Origin of the sequence: Maribrevibacterium harenarium (assembly GCF_006385675.1) — a bacterium.
Classification (GTDB): Bacteria; Pseudomonadota; Gammaproteobacteria; order Pseudomonadales; family Marinomonadaceae; genus Marinomonas; species Marinomonas harenarium.
The window spans coordinates 1-24,918 of sequence record NZ_VFRR01000008.1; the positions used below are offsets into that span (position 1 = coordinate 1).

General features: G+C 48.1%; 19 protein-coding genes and 1 tRNA gene. 6 read left to right on the forward strand and 14 right to left on the reverse strand.

Annotated elements, in window-relative coordinates:
* Positions 1-427 precede the first annotated feature (427 nt).
* Positions 428-2,392, forward strand: coding sequence for a methyl-accepting chemotaxis protein (locus FJM67_RS06025; protein WP_235889995.1), 1,965 nt, complete (start codon positions 428-430; stop codon positions 2,390-2,392).
* A gap of 57 nt (positions 2,393-2,449) precedes the next feature.
* On the opposite strand, the gene serA is transcribed toward FJM67_RS06025, so the two are convergent.
* From serA to tkt, 11 genes are all read right to left on the reverse strand, one after another.
* A complete protein-coding gene (gene serA, locus FJM67_RS06030; RefSeq protein ID WP_140587860.1) occupies positions 2,450-3,679 on the reverse strand; it encodes a phosphoglycerate dehydrogenase in 1,230 nt (409 codons plus the stop codon).
* A 144-nt stretch (positions 3,680-3,823) separates the two neighbouring features.
* The gene (trmA, locus tag FJM67_RS06035; RefSeq protein ID WP_140587861.1) at positions 3,824-4,918 is read right to left on the reverse strand and encodes a tRNA (uridine(54)-C5)-methyltransferase TrmA; all 1,095 of its coding nucleotides are present in this window, start codon (positions 4,916-4,918) and stop codon (positions 3,824-3,826) included.
* A gap of 78 nt (positions 4,919-4,996) precedes the next feature.
* Positions 4,997-5,932, reverse strand: a complete 936-nt coding sequence (locus FJM67_RS06040; protein WP_140587862.1) for a hypothetical protein — start codon at positions 5,930-5,932, stop codon at positions 4,997-4,999.
* A 3-nt stretch (positions 5,933-5,935) separates the two neighbouring features.
* On the reverse strand, positions 5,936-6,628 hold the full coding sequence (mtnN, locus tag FJM67_RS06045; protein WP_140587864.1) for a 5'-methylthioadenosine/S-adenosylhomocysteine nucleosidase: 693 nt from the start codon (positions 6,626-6,628) through the stop codon (positions 5,936-5,938).
* A gap of 8 nt (positions 6,629-6,636) precedes the next feature.
* The gene (locus tag FJM67_RS06050) at positions 6,637-9,201 is read right to left on the reverse strand and encodes a PAS domain-containing protein (protein WP_140587866.1); all 2,565 of its coding nucleotides are present in this window, start codon (positions 9,199-9,201) and stop codon (positions 6,637-6,639) included.
* Positions 9,189-10,292 (reverse strand): type 1 periplasmic-binding domain-containing protein, encoded by a 1,104-nt coding sequence (locus FJM67_RS06055; protein WP_140587868.1) that lies wholly within the window; start codon positions 10,290-10,292, stop codon positions 9,189-9,191. Before FJM67_RS06055 ends, FJM67_RS06050 begins: the two co-directional genes overlap by 13 nt.
* 112 nt (positions 10,293-10,404) lie before the next feature.
* A tRNA-Leu gene (locus FJM67_RS06060) sits at positions 10,405-10,489 on the reverse strand.
* 103 nt (positions 10,490-10,592) lie between these two features.
* On the reverse strand, positions 10,593-11,660 hold the full coding sequence (fba, locus tag FJM67_RS06065) for a class II fructose-bisphosphate aldolase (RefSeq protein WP_140587870.1): 1,068 nt from the start codon (positions 11,658-11,660) through the stop codon (positions 10,593-10,595).
* A 246-nt stretch (positions 11,661-11,906) separates the two neighbouring features.
* Positions 11,907-13,070: a phosphoglycerate kinase gene (locus tag FJM67_RS06070; protein WP_140587872.1), complete on the reverse strand. Its 1,164-nt coding sequence runs from the start codon at positions 13,068-13,070 to the stop codon at positions 11,907-11,909.
* A 40-nt stretch (positions 13,071-13,110) separates the two neighbouring features.
* Entirely contained in the window at positions 13,111-14,130 is a 1,020-nt protein-coding gene (locus tag FJM67_RS06075) for a type I glyceraldehyde-3-phosphate dehydrogenase (RefSeq protein WP_140587874.1), read from the reverse strand.
* An 87-nt stretch (positions 14,131-14,217) separates the two neighbouring features.
* Complete coding sequence (gene tkt, locus FJM67_RS06080) at positions 14,218-16,218, reverse strand: transketolase (RefSeq protein ID WP_140587876.1); 2,001 nt, start codon at positions 16,216-16,218, stop codon at positions 14,218-14,220.
* Positions 16,219-16,585: 367 nt separating this feature from the next.
* Here tkt and metK point away from each other — a divergent pair, with 367 nt between their 5' ends.
* The 5 genes from metK (at position 16,586) to FJM67_RS06105 (ending at position 22,167) form a co-directional block, all read left to right on the forward strand.
* Entirely contained in the window at positions 16,586-17,749 is a 1,164-nt protein-coding gene (gene metK / locus FJM67_RS06085) for a methionine adenosyltransferase (protein WP_140587878.1), read from the forward strand.
* 51 nt (positions 17,750-17,800) lie between these two features.
* Complete coding sequence (locus tag FJM67_RS06090; protein ID WP_140587880.1) at positions 17,801-18,541, forward strand: 16S rRNA (uracil(1498)-N(3))-methyltransferase; 741 nt, start codon at positions 17,801-17,803, stop codon at positions 18,539-18,541.
* A gap of 124 nt (positions 18,542-18,665) precedes the next feature.
* The gene (locus FJM67_RS06095; RefSeq protein ID WP_235889996.1) at positions 18,666-20,192 is read left to right on the forward strand and encodes a TolC family outer membrane protein; all 1,527 of its coding nucleotides are present in this window, start codon (positions 18,666-18,668) and stop codon (positions 20,190-20,192) included.
* 154 nt (positions 20,193-20,346) lie between these two features.
* Complete coding sequence (gene gshB / locus FJM67_RS06100; RefSeq protein WP_140587882.1) at positions 20,347-21,300, forward strand: glutathione synthase; 954 nt, start codon at positions 20,347-20,349, stop codon at positions 21,298-21,300.
* 3 nt (positions 21,301-21,303) lie between these two features.
* On the forward strand, positions 21,304-22,167 hold the full coding sequence (locus FJM67_RS06105) for an energy transducer TonB (RefSeq protein ID WP_140587884.1): 864 nt from the start codon (positions 21,304-21,306) through the stop codon (positions 22,165-22,167).
* Between the two features lie 48 nt (positions 22,168-22,215).
* On the opposite strand, the gene rpoH is transcribed toward FJM67_RS06105, so the two are convergent.
* The 3 genes from rpoH to ftsE all read right to left on the reverse strand — a co-directional run bounded on the left by rpoH (position 22,216) and on the right by ftsE (position 24,889).
* Entirely contained in the window at positions 22,216-23,082 is an 867-nt protein-coding gene (rpoH, locus tag FJM67_RS06110) for an RNA polymerase sigma factor RpoH (protein WP_140587886.1), read from the reverse strand.
* A 131-nt stretch (positions 23,083-23,213) separates the two neighbouring features.
* A complete protein-coding gene (ftsX, locus tag FJM67_RS06115; RefSeq protein WP_235889997.1) occupies positions 23,214-24,218 on the reverse strand; it encodes a permease-like cell division protein FtsX in 1,005 nt (334 codons plus the stop codon).
* Complete coding sequence (ftsE, locus tag FJM67_RS06120) at positions 24,218-24,889, reverse strand: cell division ATP-binding protein FtsE (protein ID WP_140587890.1); 672 nt, start codon at positions 24,887-24,889, stop codon at positions 24,218-24,220. The genes ftsX and ftsE overlap by 1 nt, the downstream gene beginning before the upstream one ends.
* Positions 24,890-24,918 lie beyond the last annotated feature (29 nt).

Consider the following 24,918-nt stretch of genomic DNA (forward strand, 5'->3'; position numbering starts at 1 on the left):
TGGTCACTCGTATAAGACTTCAAGTTTTTTGAGAAGTCTCCAGCGAGCGCCCACACAAATTATCTGATTATCTATTTTAAAGAGCGGTGACACTTCAAACATCAGCTGTTTTAGCTAGTGTTTTGCAGCCCGTGATGGCCTGCCGTGTCAGTGGGTGCGTATATTACCGTCGCGATTTTTTAACGCAAGCACTTTTTTCAATTATTTTCATTTTATTGAGCTTTATAGGTCGTCATACCTACCAATAGAAATCAGACACTCAAGATGAGCCACTACTGCTTCTTATTCCTTCAACACCCCGAGTTTACACATAATTACAATAGGACAAAAAACACACAGCAGATGAACGTTAGTTCACAGTTGCAATATTACTGCAACATTTCCCTCATACAGTGTCGCAGTAGCCAACTGGTTGAGAGATAAAACCTTGAAGATTTCTTATGTTACCCGCATTTCCACATTAAGCTATTTAGCAATAGGTGTTGCCCTAGTAGCGCTCTTGCTATGGAGCATGAATAAATACCGGCAGGCATTTGATCAAAGCCAGGCTTTCTCAAAGGTCTGGGAAGCAAGCGCTATCGACCTAAAGCAATTAGTAGAAGCCTACTTAAGCTCCGGAGAAGCTTCTTCATTACAGGCTGCTGAAAACTTCATCGGTGAGACTATCGACCCATTGCTTGCCACTTTACCCCAAGATTTATCTGACTCCATATCACCTAGTCTCGCAGCGTTAAGCGATTATTTACAAAATGAAGTGAGGGCCGCAGGCAAGCTATCCGGCAATCAGTACGCACTTATCGAGAATAACGAACGCCAAATGCTACTGTCCCTCGATTACCTTAACACCACCCTAAAAAATGACAATTTGGATGCAACAAGTGTGCGTGCATACCTTAAAGTTCAGGGAGATATTTACGCTGCTCTTGCAGCGTTGACCCAAGCTCGTAGCGATTACCTCAACACGCCATCAAGAGATAATAGGGTCGTGCTGGAACGAGTGAGCGATCTGCTAATCGAAAAAGTAGACGTACTCGCTGCACTGCCTGCATTAACCGATAGCGGTAGTAGCACAAACTCGGCAGCAGATGATTTGTCGTCTTTAATGGGATGGGGGGATACAACCGAAGAAGCTGACGCAACAGATTTGCTGGAAGAAACTAAGAATGAGTTACATACTTGGTCAGCACGCTATCTGAAAGACGTAGACAATAGCTTTGCCACTATCGATCTATCGGAAAAAACCAAACAACGTGTACGTGAACTGATTGCGGAATTAGCAACAAGATTAGAAAACGGTACCGCAGTTATACAACAATCCACCGCCCACACTGAGCGCAATACGCTAATTGCTTTTTCAGCCTTTGTGATTGTGATGCTTGTTACAACAGCAATTACACATCTGTTCCAGAGCAAGGTCGTTGTCAGTAGTGCCCGCGAACTAAATAGCGCCGTCAAAGCACTAGTTGAAAATAACGATATTCAAACCATTAACGTCAGTCAGCGTAAAAACGAGTTATCTGAGGTCGCACGCTACATGAACCGCTACCTGGAACAAATCGCCGTACAAAGACAACAACGAGATACTGAATTGAAAAACATTTCAGTGTCGTTAAATGACATGCTTAGCGCCTTTGATCAGGTTCACCAAATCAGTCTGAATTCAAAGTCAGCCCTAGAGGGCACTGTAGAGCAAGCCACACAAGTCGATGTATTGGCCAGCAAGGCAGAAGTGAGAGCCAAAGAAGTGGAGTCCTACGCCCACGAAACCAGTAAAGCGATGAACCTTAGCTTAACCAAGGTACAAACCCTGAGCTCTGCCAATGAGACTACGGTTACTCGCCTACAAAACAGCAAAGGTGCTCTTGAGAACTTAGAGACCTCCGTGTTGAGTGCCAACTCCATCGTTGGAGGTATACGAGATATTGCTGAGCAAACTAATCTGCTGGCATTAAATGCCGCGATCGAAGCGGCACGAGCGGGCGAGCAGGGCCGTGGCTTTGCGGTGGTAGCAGATGAAGTCAGAACCTTATCTGGTCGCACACAGCAATCGCTTGGGGAAATCACTTCTATTTTCGACAGCCTCACTACCTCCACTGCCGATTTAAGAAAAAACCTCGAATTGATTGAAGCTGCTACTTCTGAGCAACGCACCCTAACCGCCGATCTAGGGGAGTCAGCACAGGAAGTAAAAGAAAAGTCCGAGCAGTCCTCTCGTTTATCGCAAAAGGCAACTGGCTACGCCGCCGAACAAAAACGCACGGTAAGCCAACTAAACAGCACTATCGCCAAAGTGCGGGAGCAAGCTGATGAAACCGAAACCTTCCTCAACGACATGAAGATGCAGATCTCTCGCAAGATTGATGACATCACCACCACACTTGGTATTAGCTAAAACAAAAAAGCCCAGCAACGGTTGAGCTGCTGGGCTTTCTATCACTAGCAATGGCTACTAAAACAATACCCGCGCTTTGATAGTGCCTTCCACTTCGCGAATCTTCTCTAAGGCTAACTCGCCAGCATCGGCCGCTACATCCATAACCATGTAGCCTAATTTCTCTGTGGTACGTAGGTACTGACCAGAAATATTGATGTTATTGTCGGAGAAAATAGCGTTAATCTTCGACAATACGCCTGGACGGTTTTCGTGGATATGAAGAATACGGTGCTGACCAGCCTGAGCGGGCAGAGCCACTTCTGGGAAGTTGACCGCTGCCGTCGTGGTACCGATATCAGAGTACTGAATAAGCTTTTCGGCAACTTCCACACCAATGTTAGCTTGCGCTTCCATGGTAGATCCACCAACATGGGGCGTCAAAATAACGTTATCTAGACCGCGCAATGGCGATACAAACTCTTCGTTATTACCTTTAGGCTCTACTGGAAACACATCGACCGCCGCGCCTGCTAGTGCACCCGTTTTAAGCGCCTCAGCGACGGACTCTAGATTCGCAACGGTGCCACGGGATGCGTTAATAAAGATAGCTCCCTTCTTCATCTGAGCGACCTGCTCTGGACCAATCATCATTTTGGTGCTTGCTGTCTCTGGCACATGCAAGCTGATTACATCGCTAGTTGCCAATAGCTCTTCTAAGGACTTCACCTGACGCGCATTACCCAACGGCAGCTTGGTGACGATATCGTAAAAGCATACATCCATGCCTAAGGACTCTGCCAATACACTTAGCTGGGTACCGATGCTGCCATAACCGATAATACCTAAACGTTTGCCACGGGTTTCAAACGAGCCCACGGCAGACTTCATCCAGCCACCGCGATGACAAACCGCATTTTTTTCTGGGATGCCACGCAATAACAGAATTAGCTCGCCTAATACCAATTCCGCCACACTGCGAGTATTGGAGTAAGGGGCATTGAAGACCACAATACCTTTGGATGAGGCGGCTTCCAAATCAACTTGGTTAGTACCAATGCAGAAACAGCCAATCGCAACTAATTTGTTAGCTTGCTCTAGCACTTTGGCATTTAGCTGTGTACGGGAGCGAATGCCAATAAAATGCACTTCACCGATCTTCTCGATCAGCTCTTCTTCTGACAGAGCGACTTTATGGTATTCAATATTGGTGTAACCTGCTGCGTTGAGTGCATCCACTGCAGATTGGTGCACGCCTTCAAGCAATAGGATTTTGATTCTATCTTTGTCTAGAGAGGTGTTACTCATGGATTTATGACTTCTCAATTGGGTGGTATGGGTATGGCTATATTACCACACTGCGTCAGCCCTCACAGAGCTGACACACAAATGTCTTTCATCCAAAGCGGAACAAAACTCAAGAATCCGATAAAAACCTAGGAGGGATAACCTCTATCGGCGCGTTAACAAAACGCCTGTCTCCACATGATGGGTATAGGGAAACTGATCGAACATGGCAAAACGCGCCACATGATGAGTGTCGCTTAGGGCCATTAAGTTGTCTTTCAAGGTTTCTGGATTACAGGAAATATACAGTATTCGATCAACCTTACGTACTAGCTCTACCGTAGCTTGATCGAGCCCAGCACGAGGCGGGTCAACCAGCACCACACTTGGTGCAAGTGTATCCATACCAGCCTGTTTAAGGGTTTTTGGTAACTCAGTTTCGCCGTTTAATGCCGCCGATACATCTTCACTGGCCATTTTCACCACAGAAACATTATCAACACCATTCATAGCAATATTAAGTTGCGCAGATTGCACCGACACTTTAGCGATTTCTGTTCCTATCACCCGGTCGAAGTGGCGAGCCAGTGGAATCGAAAAATTACCATTCCCGCAGTACATCTCCAACAAATCCCCAGCACAATCTGAGGTTACATCCAGCGCCCAACTCAGCATCTTCTCATTAATGCCAGCATTAGGTTGTGTGAAGCTATTTTCGACTTGTTGATAGTGGTATTTACGCCCGTTTACTGTCAGTGTTTCCATCACGAAGTCCCGTGTCAGAATCATCTTCTTCTTCCGACTTCGACCGATAAAATGGCAAGCCGGAAAGGCATCATTTAAGGTATTTGCTGCTTGGCGCCACTGCTCGTCAATTGGCTTGTGATACAACAAGCTAATCAGCGCTTCGCCGGTAGTCGTTGTCAAAAAGTCCACTTGAAATAGTTTATGACGCAGCACATCCACCTCTTTGATAGCCGCGAGTAGTGCAGGCATCAATTCGTTGATCAGCGTGGAGGCTGGTAAAAATTGATCCGTTCGTATCGGTTGACGGGGATTGGCTGAGTCAAACATGGCATAGTATAAATCATCGCCTTCATGCCATATGCGAAACTCGGCGCGCATACGATAGTGTTCAGGCTCGCTGGCGAAGACTTCCAAAGTCGGCATAGCAAGATCAGCCATTAGCTCCTGCAACGCTTGCTGCTTTTGCGTCAGCTGTGCCTCGTATAACTCCGGGTTGATTTCGTCTGGTCGCATAGAAAAGCCTCTGAACAATGACAAATTGGCGGCGAATTATACGACCAATGCAAGTTGTTTGCGACTGCGCCAGGGAAGCTAGAGGTAGTCTTCGCCAAATAATAGCTCTAAGGACAAGGTTAAAGAGGCTGAGGCGGCATAATCATCGCTGCGCTGGTGGGTTATCTGGGGTTGAACCTGACCAATCAACCACTTGCCATACAAACGATGTTGCCACTGCACAAAGTATAAAAATGCTTCTTGGCTCGCTCGCGGCCAACCTTCTTGGAGAACACTAAACTGGTAGCGCAGTTTATTATCTTCATCGAAAGCATGATTAACGAATGCATTTTCCCGCCATGCGGTGGTGCCTTCTTGTTCAAGATGGGAAATCCCCAGATCAACACCAAACTCAAAGCGATCGTTTAAAGGACGTTGCAAACCAAAGCCATAGCGCCCCCCCTTACCTAAGGAATAGTATGAGAAAACCTGCTCTGACTGCTGCCAACGCCACTGACCCAGATCGCCGCTTTGGGTAAATTGAATTTTTAGGTATGGATCAAGGGGAAGAGCCAATAACACACCGGCATCTACCGTTGCATTTAATGCCTGCTCTACATAACGAATCGCTGCCGCAAGCTCAATATTACGGGCCGACTCAGCAATACTTTCGTCACTACCACGTGGTCCGATTTGAGTTTCTTCAGTCAATTGCTTCGCATCTGACTCAATGACGAAGTTCAAGCGGTTTTGGGTATTTGGTAAACGGATGCGGGTATTAAAGTCGAAAAAGCCAGTCGTTGACTCCTCGCCAATGATGGGGCCGAAGCGCACACTGATATAGCTTAAATTCGTTTCAGCTGGTTGGCGACCCGATAAATAAGCATCAAGGCCGTTGCTCCAGGAGCCAACGATAGAGGAAACTTCTTGATGAGTTTGATCGAGCCAGAGTGTGTCGCTGTCATCTGCATAACAAAATGTACAGAGCAACAACGACCAGCCAGCAACGAGCGTAACGTCCTTGTAAATAGTCATTGATTACTCCGCCAACATGGCGCGTATCATCAGTGATGAGTTCTGCGCAGCAACTTGTAAATATTCTTCGAATGAGGCCGGTGATTCTTTATCTGCCACATCGGACAACGAACGCACCACCACAAACGGCGTACCAAATTTGTGACACACTTGCGCCACCGCAGCGGCTTCCATCTCGACCGCCATCATTTGGGGAAATTGGCTAAGTACTAGAGCAACTCGCTCTGGATCACACATAAAACTATCCCCAGTACCTATTAAGCCACGCTTGGCTTTGACACGCCCAATATTCATCACCGCACGCTCTGCTTTTTCTACCCATGCCGGGTCTGCTAAGTATGTCGCAGGCATACTCGGCACTTGCCCTAATGGGTAACCAAACGCCGTCACATCCACATCATGATGCACCACTTCCGAGGAAATAATAACGTCACCGACGTTTAATTCGGGGTCAAAGCCACCGGCAGAGCCAATATTGATAACCGCATCTGGCGCAAAACGAGATAACAATAACGTCGTAGAAGTAGCGGCATTGACTTTACCTATTCCAGACTTTAACAACACAACTGGCGTATCATCTAGCTTGCCAGTATAAAACTCGCAACCTGCCTGCTCACTCTCTTGGACATCCGTTAACCAAGACTTTATCACTGCGACTTCTTCATCCATCGCCCCAACCAAACCAATTAATGCCATATGACCCCCTAAGTCTTTTCTAAAAATAGCGTGAATGTTTCCCGCGATAAGGGGAACGTGACATTGTTTATTACTCGCATACCAGTCACTGGTTGACGCTCCGACACGAGTACCCAGGTAACATTATCCTTTGTGTTATGAATTAACTCACCCAATAAATCATAAACCTCATCACTCAATACCAACACTTTGCGCGCAACGCCGGTATTCAGTAAAGCCTCCAAATCATGGGCGGAAATCCCGATGCGACTAGACACCTCAAAACGACCCAGTTCTGCCTGCCAAATTGCCTGTAACACATCGCCGCCGCCAATAATAAACCACTGACCAAGCGTAGCATCTTGTAAATGCTCAAGATTCAACCAATGTTCTTCTGACAATCCCGCCAACTGACTACCCAAAACGTAAGCCGATGGATAGTGTTTGATATGCAGGTAGCCATCGAGTTCACTATCACCACCCAAGCAAATCGCCTTACCCTGTAAGGCTGGATCTAACGCTTCTAACTGCTTCACTACGTCTAAAAATGCTAAGTTAGAATCCGTACCAATCAGCAGGCCATGATAATGCTGACCTAAATTCAAATGACTTTTCGCAAACTGTGTAAAAGAGGTATAAGTATGTACCATAACGCCCAGTTGGGACAAAGACCGTACACAAGTATCGGTATACTTGTAATCATTGCTTATAAACACCACTTGTTTACCGTCCAAGGCTGCTAACGTCTCCTGCCCATCTTTCTCTAAAGTCACCCCCAACTCTATGTGACCATCGTTTCCGATAGCATAGGACCCCGTCAACACTCGACATAATGCTTCCAGTAACCATAACAACAAGGGACGGTGCGCATCGACCCCAACCACCAGCACCTGCAATCGTCCCGCAACCAGAGATATCTCGACCCCTCGGCCAGATAAATTACTGGCCAATGACGCCATAATTGCCAATGCAATTAAATTAAGATGATCCTTCTGCCAACTCACCTTGGTACACGCATCCTCCAAACTAAATTGATAGTCGAATTGGGTGCTCGGCTCCCCGAGAGGCAGCAATCTATCTACTTTATGATAGGCCTCGGTAAGAAGCTGGCCTAAAGGTCGATGTCGAGGTTCTGATTCCGGGACTCGCGCTAATTCATCAATCAGCTCCGCCAAGGTAGAAAACCAAGCAACGCTATTACGTGTCACTGTGTAGCTGGGGTCATAGGCGACACTATGAAACTCTGACATCAGCACATCGACATTTGGGTAGGGACGTACCAAAGATTTCGCTGGGTACATCTGCTCTAACTGCCACTGCAAACGGTTTGCTTCGGTGACATCATAGCCAAGCATGACGACATTACGGAATGCATACTCATTAACAAAGCTAATAAAGTACCAGCGCACTACTCGCTCTACCCCTGGCATTTGTAGCTCGACACTGACGCCTGATTCACCATGCATTGCCTTACGGTAAAAGCGGTGGCAGTCAATTGGCGTCACATCAAAGATTTTTGCTCCTGGTGTCAAAGGCCGTAGCACGGCTTCCGCTTGTTTATTTACCCGCGTGATTCTGGCTCCCTCATCACAAAACACAACGGCTACCTGTAATGAATTCATGAGGAGTTCAAACAGCTGCTCTTGTGAGCGCATTCTGAGTTGATACTGATGTAGCTGCGATAGCAGCGGCTTGAACTCTTGGTAGGCATTTTCATGTCCTCCAACTTGAGTAAGCAGCTTATTTACTTCCGTGAATACGTAGCGTTGTACGACTTTTATTGTGATTCCGAAGAGAATCAATAGCGTTACAAAGATGGTAATGAACCGCCACCATGCGAATTCAGTAAACGCCTCAGCGACCGGCCGATGTAGGGCAAATTCAATCTGCATTGCTTCATCTAAATTCCCTACGATCAGTGGGCGCAAAACTTCGATGCTCGACTCCGCTGGGTCAAATGCGCTACCAGTTGTCTCCATCAGTACCTCATCAGCCTGATCTAACAGACGGATTCGGTCTACGGCAGCGGCATCAAGCAGTTCGCTGGCCAAGGTAAGATTTTGGCTCAGCACGATAAAACCGAACAAAATACCTCGAGGTTGTGCGCTTACAGAGGACTGATTAGGCAAGGGTTGTTTGTACACTAACATATCAACTCCCTGTGAACTGGACACTCGAACCCAATAACCGTAACGGGCGGACTCTAGCTGCAATGCTAAATCATCATCGGTATACAAACGTGCTCTCGGGTCAATTAACTCTCTACCATCACTCATCTGCACCACAAAGAAATCTAGCCCGCCAAACAGCAACACATCGTGATTCTCGAAAATAGTTTCCAGCTCAGTGCCTGTTCTTGGGGTTCCAGCAACAATCTGCTGGGCGATAAAACGCGCTTCGAATTCAGAGCGTTCGAGGTAGGAAGCCATGACATCATTTAGCTGAACAACCCGTTGCGCCAGATCCTCGGCCAATTTTTGATTGCGTAAATAGGCATCCAAGGCCGCTGTCAGCAGCACCAGTAGCAGAGCAATCAGTAGGAAAGGGACAGACAGTTTGCGGAAAAATACCTGACTTAAGCTTATGGGCGCCACACATCGCCTCCATAACGGTTGGACTGACCATACATGAGTTCCAAACTCTCCAAGTCCATCGCTGCTGTCGCTATTTGTACCGACTCCAGGTAAACCTGTGGCAACAAACGATTTTCTAGGTCAGCTCGTAATGCTTCTGCCGCGGCGATGGCCAAGTCATCTATTGGATAGAGCAATGTAAACCGACCGAATACCCGATCTTCAACAAGCTCCACCCAACTCTGCTCACCCCAATTATTGGTTTTTACTTGCTGCGCTAAACCAAGTTCTTGTATGGCTTGCACTACTCCTTTTTGCTGGGTTTGAGTACAAGAAAATAGAAAACTCGGGGGGGTATTCTGTTGTAACAAAGACTTCGCTGCCACATAAGAGGCTTGTTCTGAATCCGATACAGCATAATTATGACGGACCGCACTTCCCGCTAGCGCGAGCCCATTGAGAAATGCCGCACACCGTTGTTCTGCAATTTTGCCAGCAGGTAATACCATCGCATCAATAGTACGATTTTCGAACTCTCTAGCCACCAAACTGGCTAACTGATTCATTGTTCTAGACTCATGCACCCCAAGATAAATGAGCGGCGGCGTATGGCGCCATGCGTCTAGCGGTGCGCTTAGCCCCCCTAACAACAGCTTCGGTTGTCGCTTGAGCAGCCAGCGTTGTATCTGGGGCACCAAGTTTGGGGTAACGTCATCCAGCAAAAGATAATCAAACCCTGACGTCGACACTCGGACTAGTTGGCGCTGTAATTTTATCGGATCTTGATCCAACTCGAATAGGTCAAGTCTAAAATCCACACCTATCTCTTGTAGACGACGTTTAAAAGCCACTAAAGAGCGCTGCGAAACCACGTCAGACAGTGGTCGAGTAAATAGCATCCCAATACGGACAGCACGGGTTCGTACTCCCCCCATGGTATTAGGCTGGTTATGCACTCTTACCGCAAACTGATCCATTAATGCTTGCTGGGAAGGATTAGCCTCAAGATAGCGCTCCAAAGCAAAGCGTGGTTGCGCAAAGGTGTAAGCACCTGCTGATGTACTTAGCAAAGTAAACAGTAAGAGAATGCCTGAAAAGATAAGGTGTCCCATGCGCTAACCAGAGTTTGTAACGATGGGTTATTGTAACGACTGAAATATGGAAAGAATACTTAGATGAGCTTAGAACGAAAAAAAGCCGACATAAAGTCGGCTTTTTCGTATTTGGTGCGGAAGGAGAGACTCGAACTCTCACGCCGTGAAGCACTGGAACCTAAATCCAGCGTGTCTACCAATTCCACCACTCCCGCTTGGAATGGCGAGCATTATAGGTAACTCATTTTTAACGTCAACAGTTTTTCTGTCTTTTTTTAAAAAATATTTATCTGCTCGCTATTCTTTAACTATGCAAACTTAGAATAAACGACCATTGGCATATTCGCCATGCTCGTAGCGCACTGCCATTTCTTCAAGATCCATGGTTTTGATGCGAGAAGCTTGGCCAGCACAGCCAAATGCTTCATAACGATCAAGACAAACCGCTTTCATAGCCTTGATGCTTTCGGTCAAGTATTTACGTGGGTCGAAGTTGCCTTTGTGCTCGGCTAGGCTGCGGCGAATTGCACCAGTGGCCGCCAAACGCAAATCAGTATCAATGTTTACCTTACGCACACCGTAACGAATCGCTTTCACAATCTCTTCTACTGGTACGCCGTAGGTTTCTGGAATTTCACCACCAAATTCATTGATGATTTGTAGCCAATCCTGAGGAACAGAAGAAGATCCGTGCAACACGATATGAGTGTTTGGTAATTTCTCAGCAATACGGCCAATACGCTCGATATCTAGAATGTCACCGGTTGGTGGACGGGTGAATTTGTACGCGCCATGACTAGTACCGATGGCTACCGCCAAGGCGTCAATACCAGTGGCCTCTACGAATTCTTTCGCTTCGTCTGGGTCAGTCAACATTTGCGAGTGATCTAGAATGCCTTCCGCGCCAACACCATCTTCTTCGCCTGCTTGACCTGTTTCGAGTGAACCTAGGCAACCTAGCTCGCCTTCTACAGACACACCACAAGCGTGGGCAAATTCTACTGTGCGACGGGTAACATCAACATTGTACTCGTAGCTTGCTGGGGTTTTACCATCGGCCATCAAAGAGCCGTCCATCATGACAGATGAGAAGCCTAGCTGGATAGAGCGTTGACAGATTGCAGGAGAAGTACCGTGATCCTGGTGCATGACTACTGGGATATGTGGGTAATCTTCGATCGCTGCCGCAATCAAGTGACGCAAAAAGTGAGAGCCTGCATATTTACGTGCACCAGCAGACGCCTGCATGATAACCGGCGAGTTAATCTCGTCCGCCGCTTCCATGATGGCTTTCACCTGTTCCATGTTATTGACGTTAAAAGCCGGTAGACCATAGCTGTGCTCAGCGGCGTGGTCTAGTAGCTGACGCATACTAATTAAAGGCATAAAGGTTTCCTCTGACAATGTGTACTTTTATGGGTTGCATAAAAGACTGGAGTGTTAATCGGTAACTCTCTGGTTTCACTAATTTTAAGCATGTATGTACAAGCGGCTTTAGCCGTCTTTTATTGTCATATGCTGTCTATGACAGACCGGTCACTCTCTGGTAATCGTCTGGGTGCTGCAAGACAACACCCAGCATACGGCTTTACGCCTTTATAATAATTAACGATCTTTTGTCGTTTTATCGTACTAATTTTGCGCTCGTGATTCCAACATAGCAACCGCAGGCAGCACTTTTCCTTCGACGAATTCTAGGAAAGCACCGCCGCCAGTAGAAATGTAAGACACCTGATCGGCAATTTCATACTTATCTACGGCAGCTAACGTATCACCACCGCCAGCGATGGAGAAACCTGAGCTCTTGGCAATCGCCATGGACAGGGCTTTTGTACCTTCACCAAACTGGTCAAATTCGAACACACCTACTGGGCCATTCCAAATGATGGTTTGTGCACTTTCTAGCAAAGTAGCAAGCTGTGCCGCCGCTTTCGGGCCAATGTCCAGAATCATGTCATCCGCAGCAACGTCTTTCGCATCTTTTATCGTAGCAACCGCATCAGCGGCAAACTCGGTAGCGACAACAACATCTTCCGGTAGCGGAATCGACACTTTCTCCATCAAGGCTTTCGCTTGCGGAATCAAATCAGCTTCGTAAAGAGATTTACCTACTGGGAAACCCGCTGCGGCGAGGAAGGTATTGGCAATACCACCACCGACAATTAGCTGATCCACTGTATCAGACAAGGACTCTAGAACGGTAAGTTTGGTAGATACTTTTGAACCACCCACGATCGCGGCCATTGGGCGTGCAGGTTTCGCTAGGGCTTTTTCCAATGCCTCAAGCTCCGCTGCTAACAAGGGACCAGCACAGGCTACTGGGGCAAATTTACCAACACCATGGGTTGAAGCTTGGGCGCGGTGCGCAGTACCGAAGGCATCCATCACATAGATGTCGCAAAGAGCCGCCATTTTTTGCGACAAGGCTTCGTCGTCTTTCTTCTCACCTTTGTTGAAACGCACGTTTTCAACTAGCACTAATTGACCTGACTCGACCTCCACGCCATCGAGCCAATCTTTCACTAGTGGTACTTCCTGACCAAGCAATTGGGAAAGGTGGTTGGCAACCGGCAGCATAGAAAACTCTTCCGCGTATTCCCCTTCCGTTGGACGACCAAGGTGGGACATCACGATAACCTTAGCACCCGCTTCTAGGGCCAATTTCAAAGTCGGCAGTGCCGCACGAATACGCGCATCACTGGTGACTTTACCATCTTTTACCGGCACGTTTAGGTCTTCACGGATCAGCACACGCTTGTTGCTCAGATCCAAATCGGTCATTTTAATTACGGTCATGCACGAGTTCCTCGTCGTTGATTAAATTGAAATTCGCTTTTCAAGTATTCAGTACCCGCTGCCAGTGTTTGGCAACATCTAACATACGGTTGGCATAGCCCCATTCATTGTCAAACCAGCACAACAACTTCACCAAACGCCCATCAATTACTTGGGTTTGGGTGCCATCAATAATGACGGAACGGGGGTCATGATTAAAGTCCACCGAGGCATGGGCTTCTTGAGTAAAGCCCATTAAACCGGCATATTTGTCGGCTGCTGCATCTTGTAACGCCGTGTTTACCTCATCGACCGTGACAGGTCTTGAAGTGCGTAACACCATATCGATCACCGACACATTCAGCGTTGGCACACGCATGGCACTACAGCCAATCTTGCCAGAAAGCTCTGGCATCAACCGAGTGATGCCTCGATCTAAACCGGTATCCACGGGAATCACCGAACTCAGCGCTGCCCGAGTTAGACGTAGATCTTTGGTGTGATAGGCATCAATCACCGGCTGGTCATTCATCGCCGAATGCACTGTTTGCGTGGTGCCATGCTCTACACCACATAGGGCTTGCATCACATCCAATACCGGAATAACGCAATTGGTTGTACAAGACGCAGATGAAACCACCGTATGCTGCTGCTCGATCTGACTTTGGTTATAACCATAAACAATGGTTGCGTCCACATCGGCAGAAGCCGGTTGTGACATCAACACTCTAGGCACACCCGCTGCAATAAAGTCCTCCGCCCCAGCTCGCTCGCTGAAGCTACCGGAGCATTCGAGCAACATATCGAGATTTAAGGCGCTCCAATCAACATCATTCGCATGATGGGCGTGAAAACAAGGAATCAGATCTTCGCCGATCTGCAAGTGTTGTTCGCTAACGGACACTGGACGAGGAAAACGCCCGTGGGTCGTGTCGTAGCGGGTAAGATAAGCCATGGTATCGATGTCCGACGGCTCATTGATAGCAACCACTTTAATCTGGTCGCGATAATCGCCTTCATACAAGGCTCTGAGTACCGAGCGGCCGATACGTCCGTATCCATTTATGGCAATGCGCAGCATAGTGACGTGATAACTACCTCAAACAATCTTTGGGGCCTGAATCAGGAAGAAAAAGAGGAGCTTAACGCTCCTCTTTTAAGTTCGGGCTTAAGCCTGCAATAGTTTCTCTGCTGTCGCAACCACATTGTCGACAGTGAAGCCGAAGTGCTTCATCAGAGCGCCACCTGGGGCCGATTCACCGAAGGTACGCATACCCACAACATCGCCACCAAAGCCAACGTACTTGTACCAGTAGTCAGCATGAGCCGCTTCGATGGCAACACGTTTAGTCACCGCACCTGGTAATACCGCTTCTTTGTACGCTGCATCTTGAGCATCAAAAGCATCCGTAGATGGCATAGACACCACACGCACCTTAGTGCCTTTCTCAGCCAGGGCCGCAGCTGCGTCTCGCGCTAGCGCCACTTCAGAACCCGTTGCGATCAGGATCAGCTCAGGAGTGCCATCACAATCAACTAGCACATAGGCACCTTTTTCAATATCGGCGACTTGTTGCTCGGTACGTGCTAACGCAGGCAAATTTTGACGACTGAAGACCATGGCTGTAGGGCCATCGCGGCGTTCAACAGCGGCTTTCCAAGCAACTGCTGTTTCAGTGGCATCAGCAGGACGCCAGACAGATAGATTTGGCGTCATGCGCAAGTTTGCAATCTGCTCGATAGGCTGGTGCGTCGGACCATCTTCACCTTGACCGATAGAATCATGGGTGAATACGTAAATGCTCTGTTGTTTCATCAGAGCCGCCATACGTACTGCATTACGAGCGTATTCCATGAACATCAAGAAGGTTGCACCGTAGTTAACAAAACCACCGTGCAAGGCGATACCATTCATCATGCCCGCCATACCGAACTCACGTACACCATAATGGATGTAGTTACCGGCTGCGTCGTCTTGGATACCTTTCGAACCAGACCACATGGTCAAGTTAGAGCCGGCAAGGTCAGCTGAGCCACCTAGCAGTTCTGGCAACAAAGCACCAAAGGTAGCAATGGTATTTTGCGACGCTTTACGGCTGGCGATACTTTCGCCTTTTTCTTGACACTCTTTCACGTAGGCTGCCGCTTTTTCTGCAAAGTCAGCTGGCAATTCACCTTTCAATACACGGCGTTCAAATTCTGCAGCCAATTCTGGGTAAGCGGCTTTGTACGCGGCTAATTTTTCTTCCCAAGCGGCTTGTGCGGCTGCACCTTTATCTTTGGCATTCCAACCCGCGTAAACGTCTTCAGGAATTTCAAATGGCCCATGAGACCAGCCCAGGAATTCACGGGCTGCGGCGATTTCTGCATCACCTAGTGGCGCACCATGACAGTCATGAGAACCTGACTTGTTAGGAGAACCAAAGCCGATCACGGTTTTGCAGCAAATCAGCGTTGGCTTAGATGTTTCTGCTTGCGCTGCTTCGATAGCAGCTTTAATAGCAACAGGGTCATGGCCATCGACATCAGCAATGACATGCCAGCCGTAGGATTCAAAACGTTTTGGTGTATCGTCAGTGAACCAGCCTTCTACGTGACCATCAATGGAAATGCCGTTGTCATCCCAGAAGGCAATCAGTTTACCTAACCCAAGGGTACCAGCTAGGGAGCAAGCTTCGTGGGAAATACCTTCCATCAAGCAGCCATCGCCCATAAAGCAGTAAGTGAAGTGATCAACTACGTTATGACCTTCGCGGTTGAATTGTGCGGCTAGGGTCTTTTCTGCCACCGCCATGCCCACCGCATTACTGATACCAGCACCTAGTGGACCTGTGGTGGTTTCTACGCCATCGGTATAACCATACTCAGGGTGACCAGGAGTTTTTGAGTGTAGCTGACGGAACTGTTTTAGTTCTTCGATGGGTAGGTTGTAACCGGATAGATGTAACAAGGAATAGATCAACATGGAGCCATGGCCGTTAGACAGAATAAAACGGTCACGATCCGCCCATTTGGAATCCGCAGGGTTATGTTTTAGAAAGTCATTCCATAACACCTCTGCAATATCCGCCATACCCATTGGGGCACCTGGGTGACCCGAGTTGGCTTTTTGCACGGCATCCATACTTAACACGCGGATGGCATTCGCGAGATCTTTACGAGATGGCATTGTTTGTTCGCTCCTGGTTACTGTCGAGATAGACCTTCATTTTCCATGCTCCCACCAAGCCTTGCAACGCTTACGCAGGTCTAGCGACGCAAAATTGGGCAAAGAAAATGAAATTGCACAAAGATGGACGCAAGTTTAGCAAAAAAGCATCAACAACACCCCCTAAATAAAGTGATCTTGCTTGAAATTCGTACGTATGTAGTCCATCATTTGCGCCAACAGCGTCGATTTGTTTCGGCTTGCGGACGCTATATAAAAGCAGCTAAACAGAAGCACAGAGAGCCTGTTTAGCCAAACCATCATGCTAAGCGGGTTTTTTTTATGCCTGTTTGGCCCAGAATCATGAGAATTTGATAGAGGCACAAACATGTCCGAATACTCTTTATTTACCTCAGAATCCGTTTCTGAAGGCCACCCAGATAAAATCGCTGACCAAGTGTCTGATGCGATCCTTGACGCCATTTTGGCAGAAGATTCCGAAGCCCGTGTTGCTTGTGAAACCCTAGTTAAAACCGGCATGGTATTGGTAGCTGGTGAAGTGCGCACCAATGCTTGGGTCGACATTGAAGAAATCGCTCGCAGTGTTGTTCGTGAAATCGGTTATAACAGCTCCGAGATGGGCTTTGATTGGGAATCTTGCGCGGTCCTCAACGCAATTGGTAAGCAGTCTGCCGATATCGCTGTTGGTGTTGACGAAGCCGATGAGAAAGAACAAGGTGCCGGTGACCAAGGTCTCATGTTTGGCTTTGCCACCAATGAAACCGATGTACTGATGCCTGCACCGATTACTTATGCACACCGCCTGGTTCAACGCCAAGCAGAAGTGCGTAAAAACGGTACTTTAGACTTCCTGCGTCCAGACGCGAAAAGTCAGGTCACCTTCCGTTATGACGAAAACGGCAAGCCATGCGCTATCGACGCAGTCGTCCTATCTACTCAGCACAGTGCTGCGGTGAAGCAAGCCGATCTACGCGAAGCCGTCATGGAAGAAATCATCAAGCCGGTATTGCCAGCTGAGTGGCTATCTAAAGAAACCAAATACTTCATCAACCCGACCGGCCAATTTATCATCGGTGGCCCGGTAGGTGATTGCGGTCTAACTGGTCGTAAAATCATCGTGGATACCTACGGCGGTATGGCCCGTCATGGCGGTGGCGCTTTCTCTGGTAAGGATCCATCTAAGGTAGACCGTTCTGCGGCCTATGCAGGTCGCTATGTGGCGAAAAACATCGTTGCTGCAGGGCTGGCTGACAAATGTGAGATCCAAGTGTCTTACGCGATCGGTGTGGCTGAGCCGACTTCCATCAGTATCAACACCTTTGGTACTGGTAAAGTAAGTGATGCCGTTATTGTACAGCTAGTACGTGAGCACTTTGAACTTCGCCCAGCAGGCTTAGTAAAAATGCTTGATCTAAAACGTCCAATCTACCTACCGACTGCAGCTTATGGCCACTTCGGTCGTGAAGAAGATAACTTCACTTGGGAAAAAACCGACAAAGCTGAAGCGCTACGCAAAGCCGCTGGTTTATAATTCGGTCACTTTCCGCTATAAAGGCTCTCAATTAATGAGAGCCTTTTTTGTATGCGTATACCGAGAATTTATGTGGCTTGCGATCTGGCAACCGACCACACCATCGACCTACCCGACAGTGCCTTTCAACACTGCTGCAAAGTGCTGCGCTTAAAAGATCAGCACCCTCTAATTCTTTTCAACGGCCAAGGCGGTGAGTTTGAAGCGGAATTAGTCAACGTGGAAAAACGCAAAGCACAAGTACGTATCGGCGCTTTTCGACACCTAGAAAACGAGTCTCCATTGCGAGTGACCATCGGTCAAAGTCTCTCCCGTGGCGAGCGCATGGACTATGCTATTCAAAAGGCGGTAGAAACTGGCGTATTTGCCATCCAACCTCTTTTCAGCGAACGTTGTGAAGTGAAATTATCGGAAGCTCGCCTCGATAAACGCCTGCAGCACTGGCAACAAGTCGCCATTAGTGCTGCTGAACAATGTGGTCGCGGCATCGTACCGCAGATACTAGAACCACAATTACTAAGCGATTGGGTAACAAAATGTAATCAGTCGTTAAAGTTTGTAATGCACCATCACTGCGCAGTGCCACTACAACAAATACAAACACCAACCGATCACACTATCGCCGCATTAATCGGTCCAGAGGGTGGATTAACGGAAAATGAGGTGGAAATAGCAAAATCTCACGGATTTTTGCCTCTTACTCTTGGTCCTAGAGTATTACGCACTGAAACAGCTCCAGTTGTCATACTAACGGCCGTTAACTTAATGTGGGGAGATTTACAGCCAGCGTAGCACTAGCAACGTCATTTGATCGGTCATGGTGCTCAAATGACAGAGTTGGTAACAATGTCGCTACAGTAATTTGGCATCCTTTTCGTACCATGGAACTTAGAAACAGAATCGAGGGAATTTCGTTGTGATAAAACCACTACGCAAGCTAAAGCTAAGTATGTGTATTGGCATTGCCATCGCCTCTGGTATTGCCCATGGCATTACGCTAGAAGAAGCCACTTACATGGCGATCGAAAACAGTCCGAACGTACGCCAAGCGCTAGCCAAGTATCGTGAAGGCATTGAGAATGCGGAAATCTCTTACCGTAGCGGCCTTTATCCCAAAATTGATTTGAGTGCCGGTCTAGGCCATGAAACTACATTTGACTACAACCAGACTGGGGAAGATGTCAGCCTAGTACGGCGCGAGCTTTCTCTGAGCTTAGAGCAACCGCTATTCGATGGCTTCATGTCCAAATATGATACGCGGCGCTTGCGAGAAGAAAACGAAGCCGACCGTTGGGAAGCACTGATCGCTGTTGAAAACACCGCTCTTGAAGTGGCAGAGGCCTATGCTAACGTGCTACGCCACCGGGAATTGGTAGACCTAGCCAATATCAACCTAGATACCCACCAGCGTATTTACGAACAAATCAAACTGAAAAGTAATGCTGGTGTCGGACGCCAATCGGACCTTAGCCAAATCACCGCGCGGGTCGCGAAAGCACAGGCAAATCGCCTGTCTGCAGTGAACAACCTACGGGATGCCGAATCGGTATACAAGAAGCTGGTTGGCGAGTTACCGCCTCCAGATATGATTTATCCTGTGCCAGATAGAGATTTATTACCTAAAACGCTGGATGAAGCCATTGTTAGCGCGATGGAAAAAAACCCAGCTATTGAAGGTGCCAAGTGGGATACAAAAGCGACCGAGAGTTTCAAATTAGCCACAGAATCGAACAAATACCCGTCAGTTAACTTTGTGCTTGAAAAAACCTTCAATAACAACCTAGATGGTAGTGAAGGGCCATCTGAAGATCTGATCGCCATGGTGCGCTTAAACTACAATATCTACAAAGGTAATACTGACAAACGCCGCTACGAAGTTGCAGTACAGCAGAATATCCAAGCTTCGGAAATCCAACGCAATACAACTCGTGAAACGGAACTCACAGTACGCCTAGCATGGGCAGCCTATGAAGCTACTTTGGCATCTAAGGAGTATTTGCGTGAATACGTAATCGCTACCAAAGAATCCCAAATTGCCTATGAAAACCAATTTCGCCTTGGACGACGCACCCTACTGGACGTGCTTGATAGTGAAAATGAGTTATTCCAAGCACGCCAAGATTACGTGAATGCGGACTATGATGAGCTGTTCTCTGAGTTTCGTTTGTTTAACGCCAAAGGCGAGCTAATGCGCGCGTTCCGTATTTATCGCCCACCCGTATTAGGCTTTGCTGACGAGTTCGAAGAAGATATGCCGGCACCAATTGGGCAATCTCCCATCGAAGAGCTGAAAGCAGCGGAAACCCCGGTTGTGGCTCCAGCGCCCACACCTAGCGCAACTAAGCCTCAAGCAACGGCCACTCCCCCTGCGCCCGCTGCAACACCAAACCCAGCGGATGAAGTACTCTTCCTCGATGCTACGGAAGAAGGCGGAGCTTGGTAACAACTTCCTTCTGGGGGACAAGCAAAATGCTTGCCCCCCAGAAGCGCCATTTCCAATCATAAGGGATTACGCTAAATTTCCCCCAATAGCGCTTATGTTATGACGCATCACGCGCTAGAATGACGGATCATTTTGTTGTGAACGGGAACCGACCATGACCATTAAGCTCGGGATTGTAATGGATCCGATTGCCTCCATTACGTTCAAAAAAGACACGTCACTTGCCATGCTTTGGGCTGCAGCCGACAAGGGATGGGAACTCTACTACATGGAGCAGAAGGACCTTTATCTAAATGGTGGTAAAGCCTATGGTGTCGTTACTCCTTTGCAAGTATTTCGCGACCCAGAGCATTTTTTCGAACTCGGCGACAGCAGCAAAATGGCGCTTGGGGAATTAGACGCGATCTTGATGCGTAAAGACCCCCCATTCGACAGCGAATTTTATTACAGCACCATGATCCTTGAGCAGGCACAAAAAGATGGAGCCTTAGTTGTAAACAACCCCCAAGCCTTGCGGGACTGTAACGAGAAGCTATTTGCTACCCAGTTCCCACAGTGTTGCCCCCCAGTGTTGGTTACGCGCCGCCCAGACTTGCTGCGGGAATTTCACCAAACCCATGGCGATGTCATTTTTAAGCCCCTTGATGGTATGGGTGGTACGGGTATTTTCCGCGTTAAACAGGATGATCCCAACGTTAGTGTGATTATCGAAACCCTGACCGGATTAGGCACCCAGCAAATCATGGCGCAAAAGTTTATTCCCGAGATAGTGGACGGTGATAAACGCATTTTGATCGTCAATGGCAAGCCTGTACCTTACGGTTTATCTCGCATTCCTTCTTCTGGCGAGACTCGCGGCAACTTAGCCGCCGGAGGTCGTGGCGAGGGCCGACCTCTTACGGAGCGAGAGCTCTGGATCTGTGAGCAAGTCATTCCGACTCTAATGGAAAAACAGCTGATGTTTGTTGGCCTAGATGTGATTGGTGATTACCTCACGGAAATTAACGTCACCAGCCCAACGTGTGTACGTGAGCTAGACCAGCAATTTGGTTTAAATATCGCCATGGATCTCATGCACGCCATTGAAGAGAAACTGTCACAACGTTAACACATGCGCTTAGCTGATCGTTTTTCTATCGCTTTATTCATCGCCATCAGCTTGCATCTGATGGCGGTGCTTTTGGTCAGCTTTGATTTTTCTCTTAGTACCCCAGCCACCCAGCGCACTCTAGAAATCACCTTAGTGCAGCATAAAACCGAAGCGCCAAAAGAAGCGGATTTTCTGGCTCAAGCAGATCAGATGGGTAGTGGCAGTGAACTGCGTAAACAGAAGCTCACCACCACCGAAACCGCTCAATTTCTGGCCGATGAGATACAGGAAATCACTCCCCCGGTGCAACCACAATTGGCCTCCAGCCAACCAGTACTAGAACCAGATGTACTGAAAAGCCGCCGTGATGACCCAGTCTTTCGCGTCTTAGACGAGACCAATCAACAACCTAAGACATTAGAAGAGCAGTTTCTTGGCGAAACACAAATACCGAGCCAGCTCACTACGGATATTGCTTCCCTAGAAGCCTTACTGGATCAACAGCGCCAAGCTTATGCCAAACGCCCACGTATCCGTCGCTTAACCTCTGTGTCGGCAAAATCAGCACTGGACGCTCAGTATTTAGATGATTGGCGACGACGCATTGAACGGATTGGTAATATTCACTACCCGGCAGAAGCCAAACGCAATCATATTTATGGGCAGCTTCGCCTAGCCGTATTGATTCGCCCCAACGGCTATGTGGAAGATATCGAAGTGCTACAAAGCTCTGGTGTGCGTATTTTAGATGATGCCGCCATGCGCATCGTACGCCTAGCCGAGCCGTTTGATGCTTTTCCTAACGAGCTAAAGAAAGAAGTGGATCGTTTGGAAATTATCCGTACTTGGCAATTTGTGCCGGGGGACCAACTGCGCAGCAAATAAAAAAGGCGTACTGGAAACAGCACGCCTTTCTAGTATCAAAGACAGATATTACTGGAACTGCTCTTCACCCATAGCAACACGTATCTTTTTCATCGCATTCTTTTCTAACTGACGAATACGCTCTGCGGATACGCCGTATTCCGCCGCTAGATCGTGCAAGGTAGCTTTTGGCTCGTTCAACCAACGTTTCACCAGAATATCACGACTGCGCTCATCTAACGCTAGCATCGCTTCTTCAAGGCGGCGGTTAGAGTCAGCCTCCCAGTTACCATTCTCCAACAACATAGCTGGATCATAGCGATTATCTTCTAGGTAGTTAGCTGGCGCCTGAAAAGCGCTGTCATCGTCATCGTCCGCGCCTGCGTCGAATGCCATATCAGTGGAGCTCATACGCCCTTCCATCTGACGCACGACTTCAGGAGAAACACCAAGATCACTAGCAACCGACTCGACTTCGGAGTTGCTTAACCAAGACAGGCTCTTTTTAGCACTGCGCAAATTAAAGAACATCTTACGCTGCGCTTTGGTCGTGGCGACTTTAACGATACGCCAGTTCTTCAGAATAAATTCGTGAATTTCCGCTTTGATCCAGTGAACAGCGAAAGAAACGAGACGCACACCGACTTCAGGATTGAAGCGTTTTACCGCCTTCATCAAACCGACGTTACCTTCTTGAATCAGGTCCCCTTGGTTCAAACCGTAGCCGGAGTAGCTTTTCGCTATATGGACAACAAAGCGTAAGTGAGACATGACAAGAGCCCGAGCGGCCTCTAGGTCTCCTTGGTAATAAAGACGTTCTGCCAGCGCCTGCTCTTCTTCGGCGGACAAAATTGGAATTGTACTCACCGCCTGCACATAAGATTCCAGGTTCTGACCTGGGATCATCATGTCAATTGGTTGGAGAGCTTTACCCATCTCTATCGTACCTCTAACTGTTCTTGGAAAGTATGGCAAAAATACTAGCAAGTTTGCGTAACCTATGTGTGACACAAATGTGGAGAGTTTTCCCGTTTGTGTCAACCTCGCGACATTATTTTAGCCATATTTTATTGCAATTCCATATCTCTTATATGCTTGCCAACGGAAATCCAAGCACCAATCACGCCAGCAATGGCACTAATAAAGATACACACCAAGATGTTATTAAGATTGAAACCGAGTAGCTCGAAATCTGCTTGATACAAGGCGATCAAACGCTCCGCAGGTTGGCTAATCCACCAAGAAAAGAGCACGATACCAACCGAGGCACACAATCCACCCAGCACCCCAAACCAAAGCCCCATGTATAAAAATGGGCGACGAATGTAAGCATTGGTGGCACCAACCAGCTTGAGTACCATCACTTCATCCCGACGACTTTCCACGGCAGTACGAATGGTATTACCCACGATAAGGAACACTGCGACGAGCAAAAGCGCCGAAACACCGTAAATGAAGCGCTGTCCAAATGCCAATATGGAAGCAAGCCGCTGCAACCATTGGGCATCTAACTGGGCGTACTCCACTTGAGGTAGCGCCTCTAAATCGGCTCGAAGGGTTTCCAACCCTGGCAGCGTTTCCAATGACACCACTGCTTTCGGAATCACCTGCAATACAATGGGTAGCGGATTTTCTGGTAACGCCGAAAGGATGTCTTCATAACCACTGGATTGCTCGAAATAACGCAAACCTTCTTCTTTGGAGATGTAATCGACACGTTCCACATCGGCGCGACTAGATAGCTGATGGGACAGAGCCAAGGCTTCCGTATCTTCGAGGCTGGAAAACAAATACAAACCAATCACCGATTGCTGCTCCCAGCGATCCGTTATGGATTCCACATTTTTTAACAGCACAAACAAAGCGCCTGGCAGTGACAATGCGATGGCGATCACGAGCACCGTCATTACCGTAGCCAAGGGGTATAAGGTAAGGCGAGCAAAACTCTCCATTAATACCGACTGGTGGTGGCGCAGATGCTGAGCCAAAGAGAATGGCTGGCTATCCTTTAATTTATTTTTGCTCTGCACCATCGATTGACGGGTTGCACCACGGGGGGAGAGTTTGGACATCAGCCAAATCCTCCATCATTCACAATACGACCTTTATTCAGAGTCAGCACCCGGTGACGCATCCGTGCCACTAAGGCCAAATCGTGGGTGGCCACCATCACGGTCGTACCAAGACGATGAAACTCTTGAAACAGATTCATAATCTCGGCAGAGAGTTTCGGGTCTAGGTTGCCGGTGGGCTCGTCTGCTAATAGCAGTTGAGGACGGTTAACAACCGCCCGGGCAATGCCTACCCGCTGCTGTTCCCCGCCAGACAAGGCTTGCGGGTTAAATTTCTCTTTGCCGAGTAGTCCCACTTTATCCAGGGCGGCACGCACACGCTTGGCAATTTGCTCAGGCTCAGCGCCGCTGATCATCAATGGCAACGCCACATTGTGAAAGACGCTGCGATCAAACAATAACTGGTGATTTTGGAACACTACACCAACTCGCCGGCGATGGTAGGGAATGGAGCCCGCACCGAGAGTGCGTAAATCCACGCCATCAATCAGAATTTTGCCGTAGCTTTGACGCTCGATCATCATGATGAGTTTCATTAGGGTGCTCTTACCTGCACCTGAGTGGCCAGTTAAAAAAGCCATTTCCCCCTGCTGCAAATGAAAACTCACCTGCGACAAGGCTTCTTGACCACTTTCGTATTTTTTACCGACCTGTTGAAACTCGATTTCCACCTGACGCTCCTAAGCGTGCCGACGCTGAT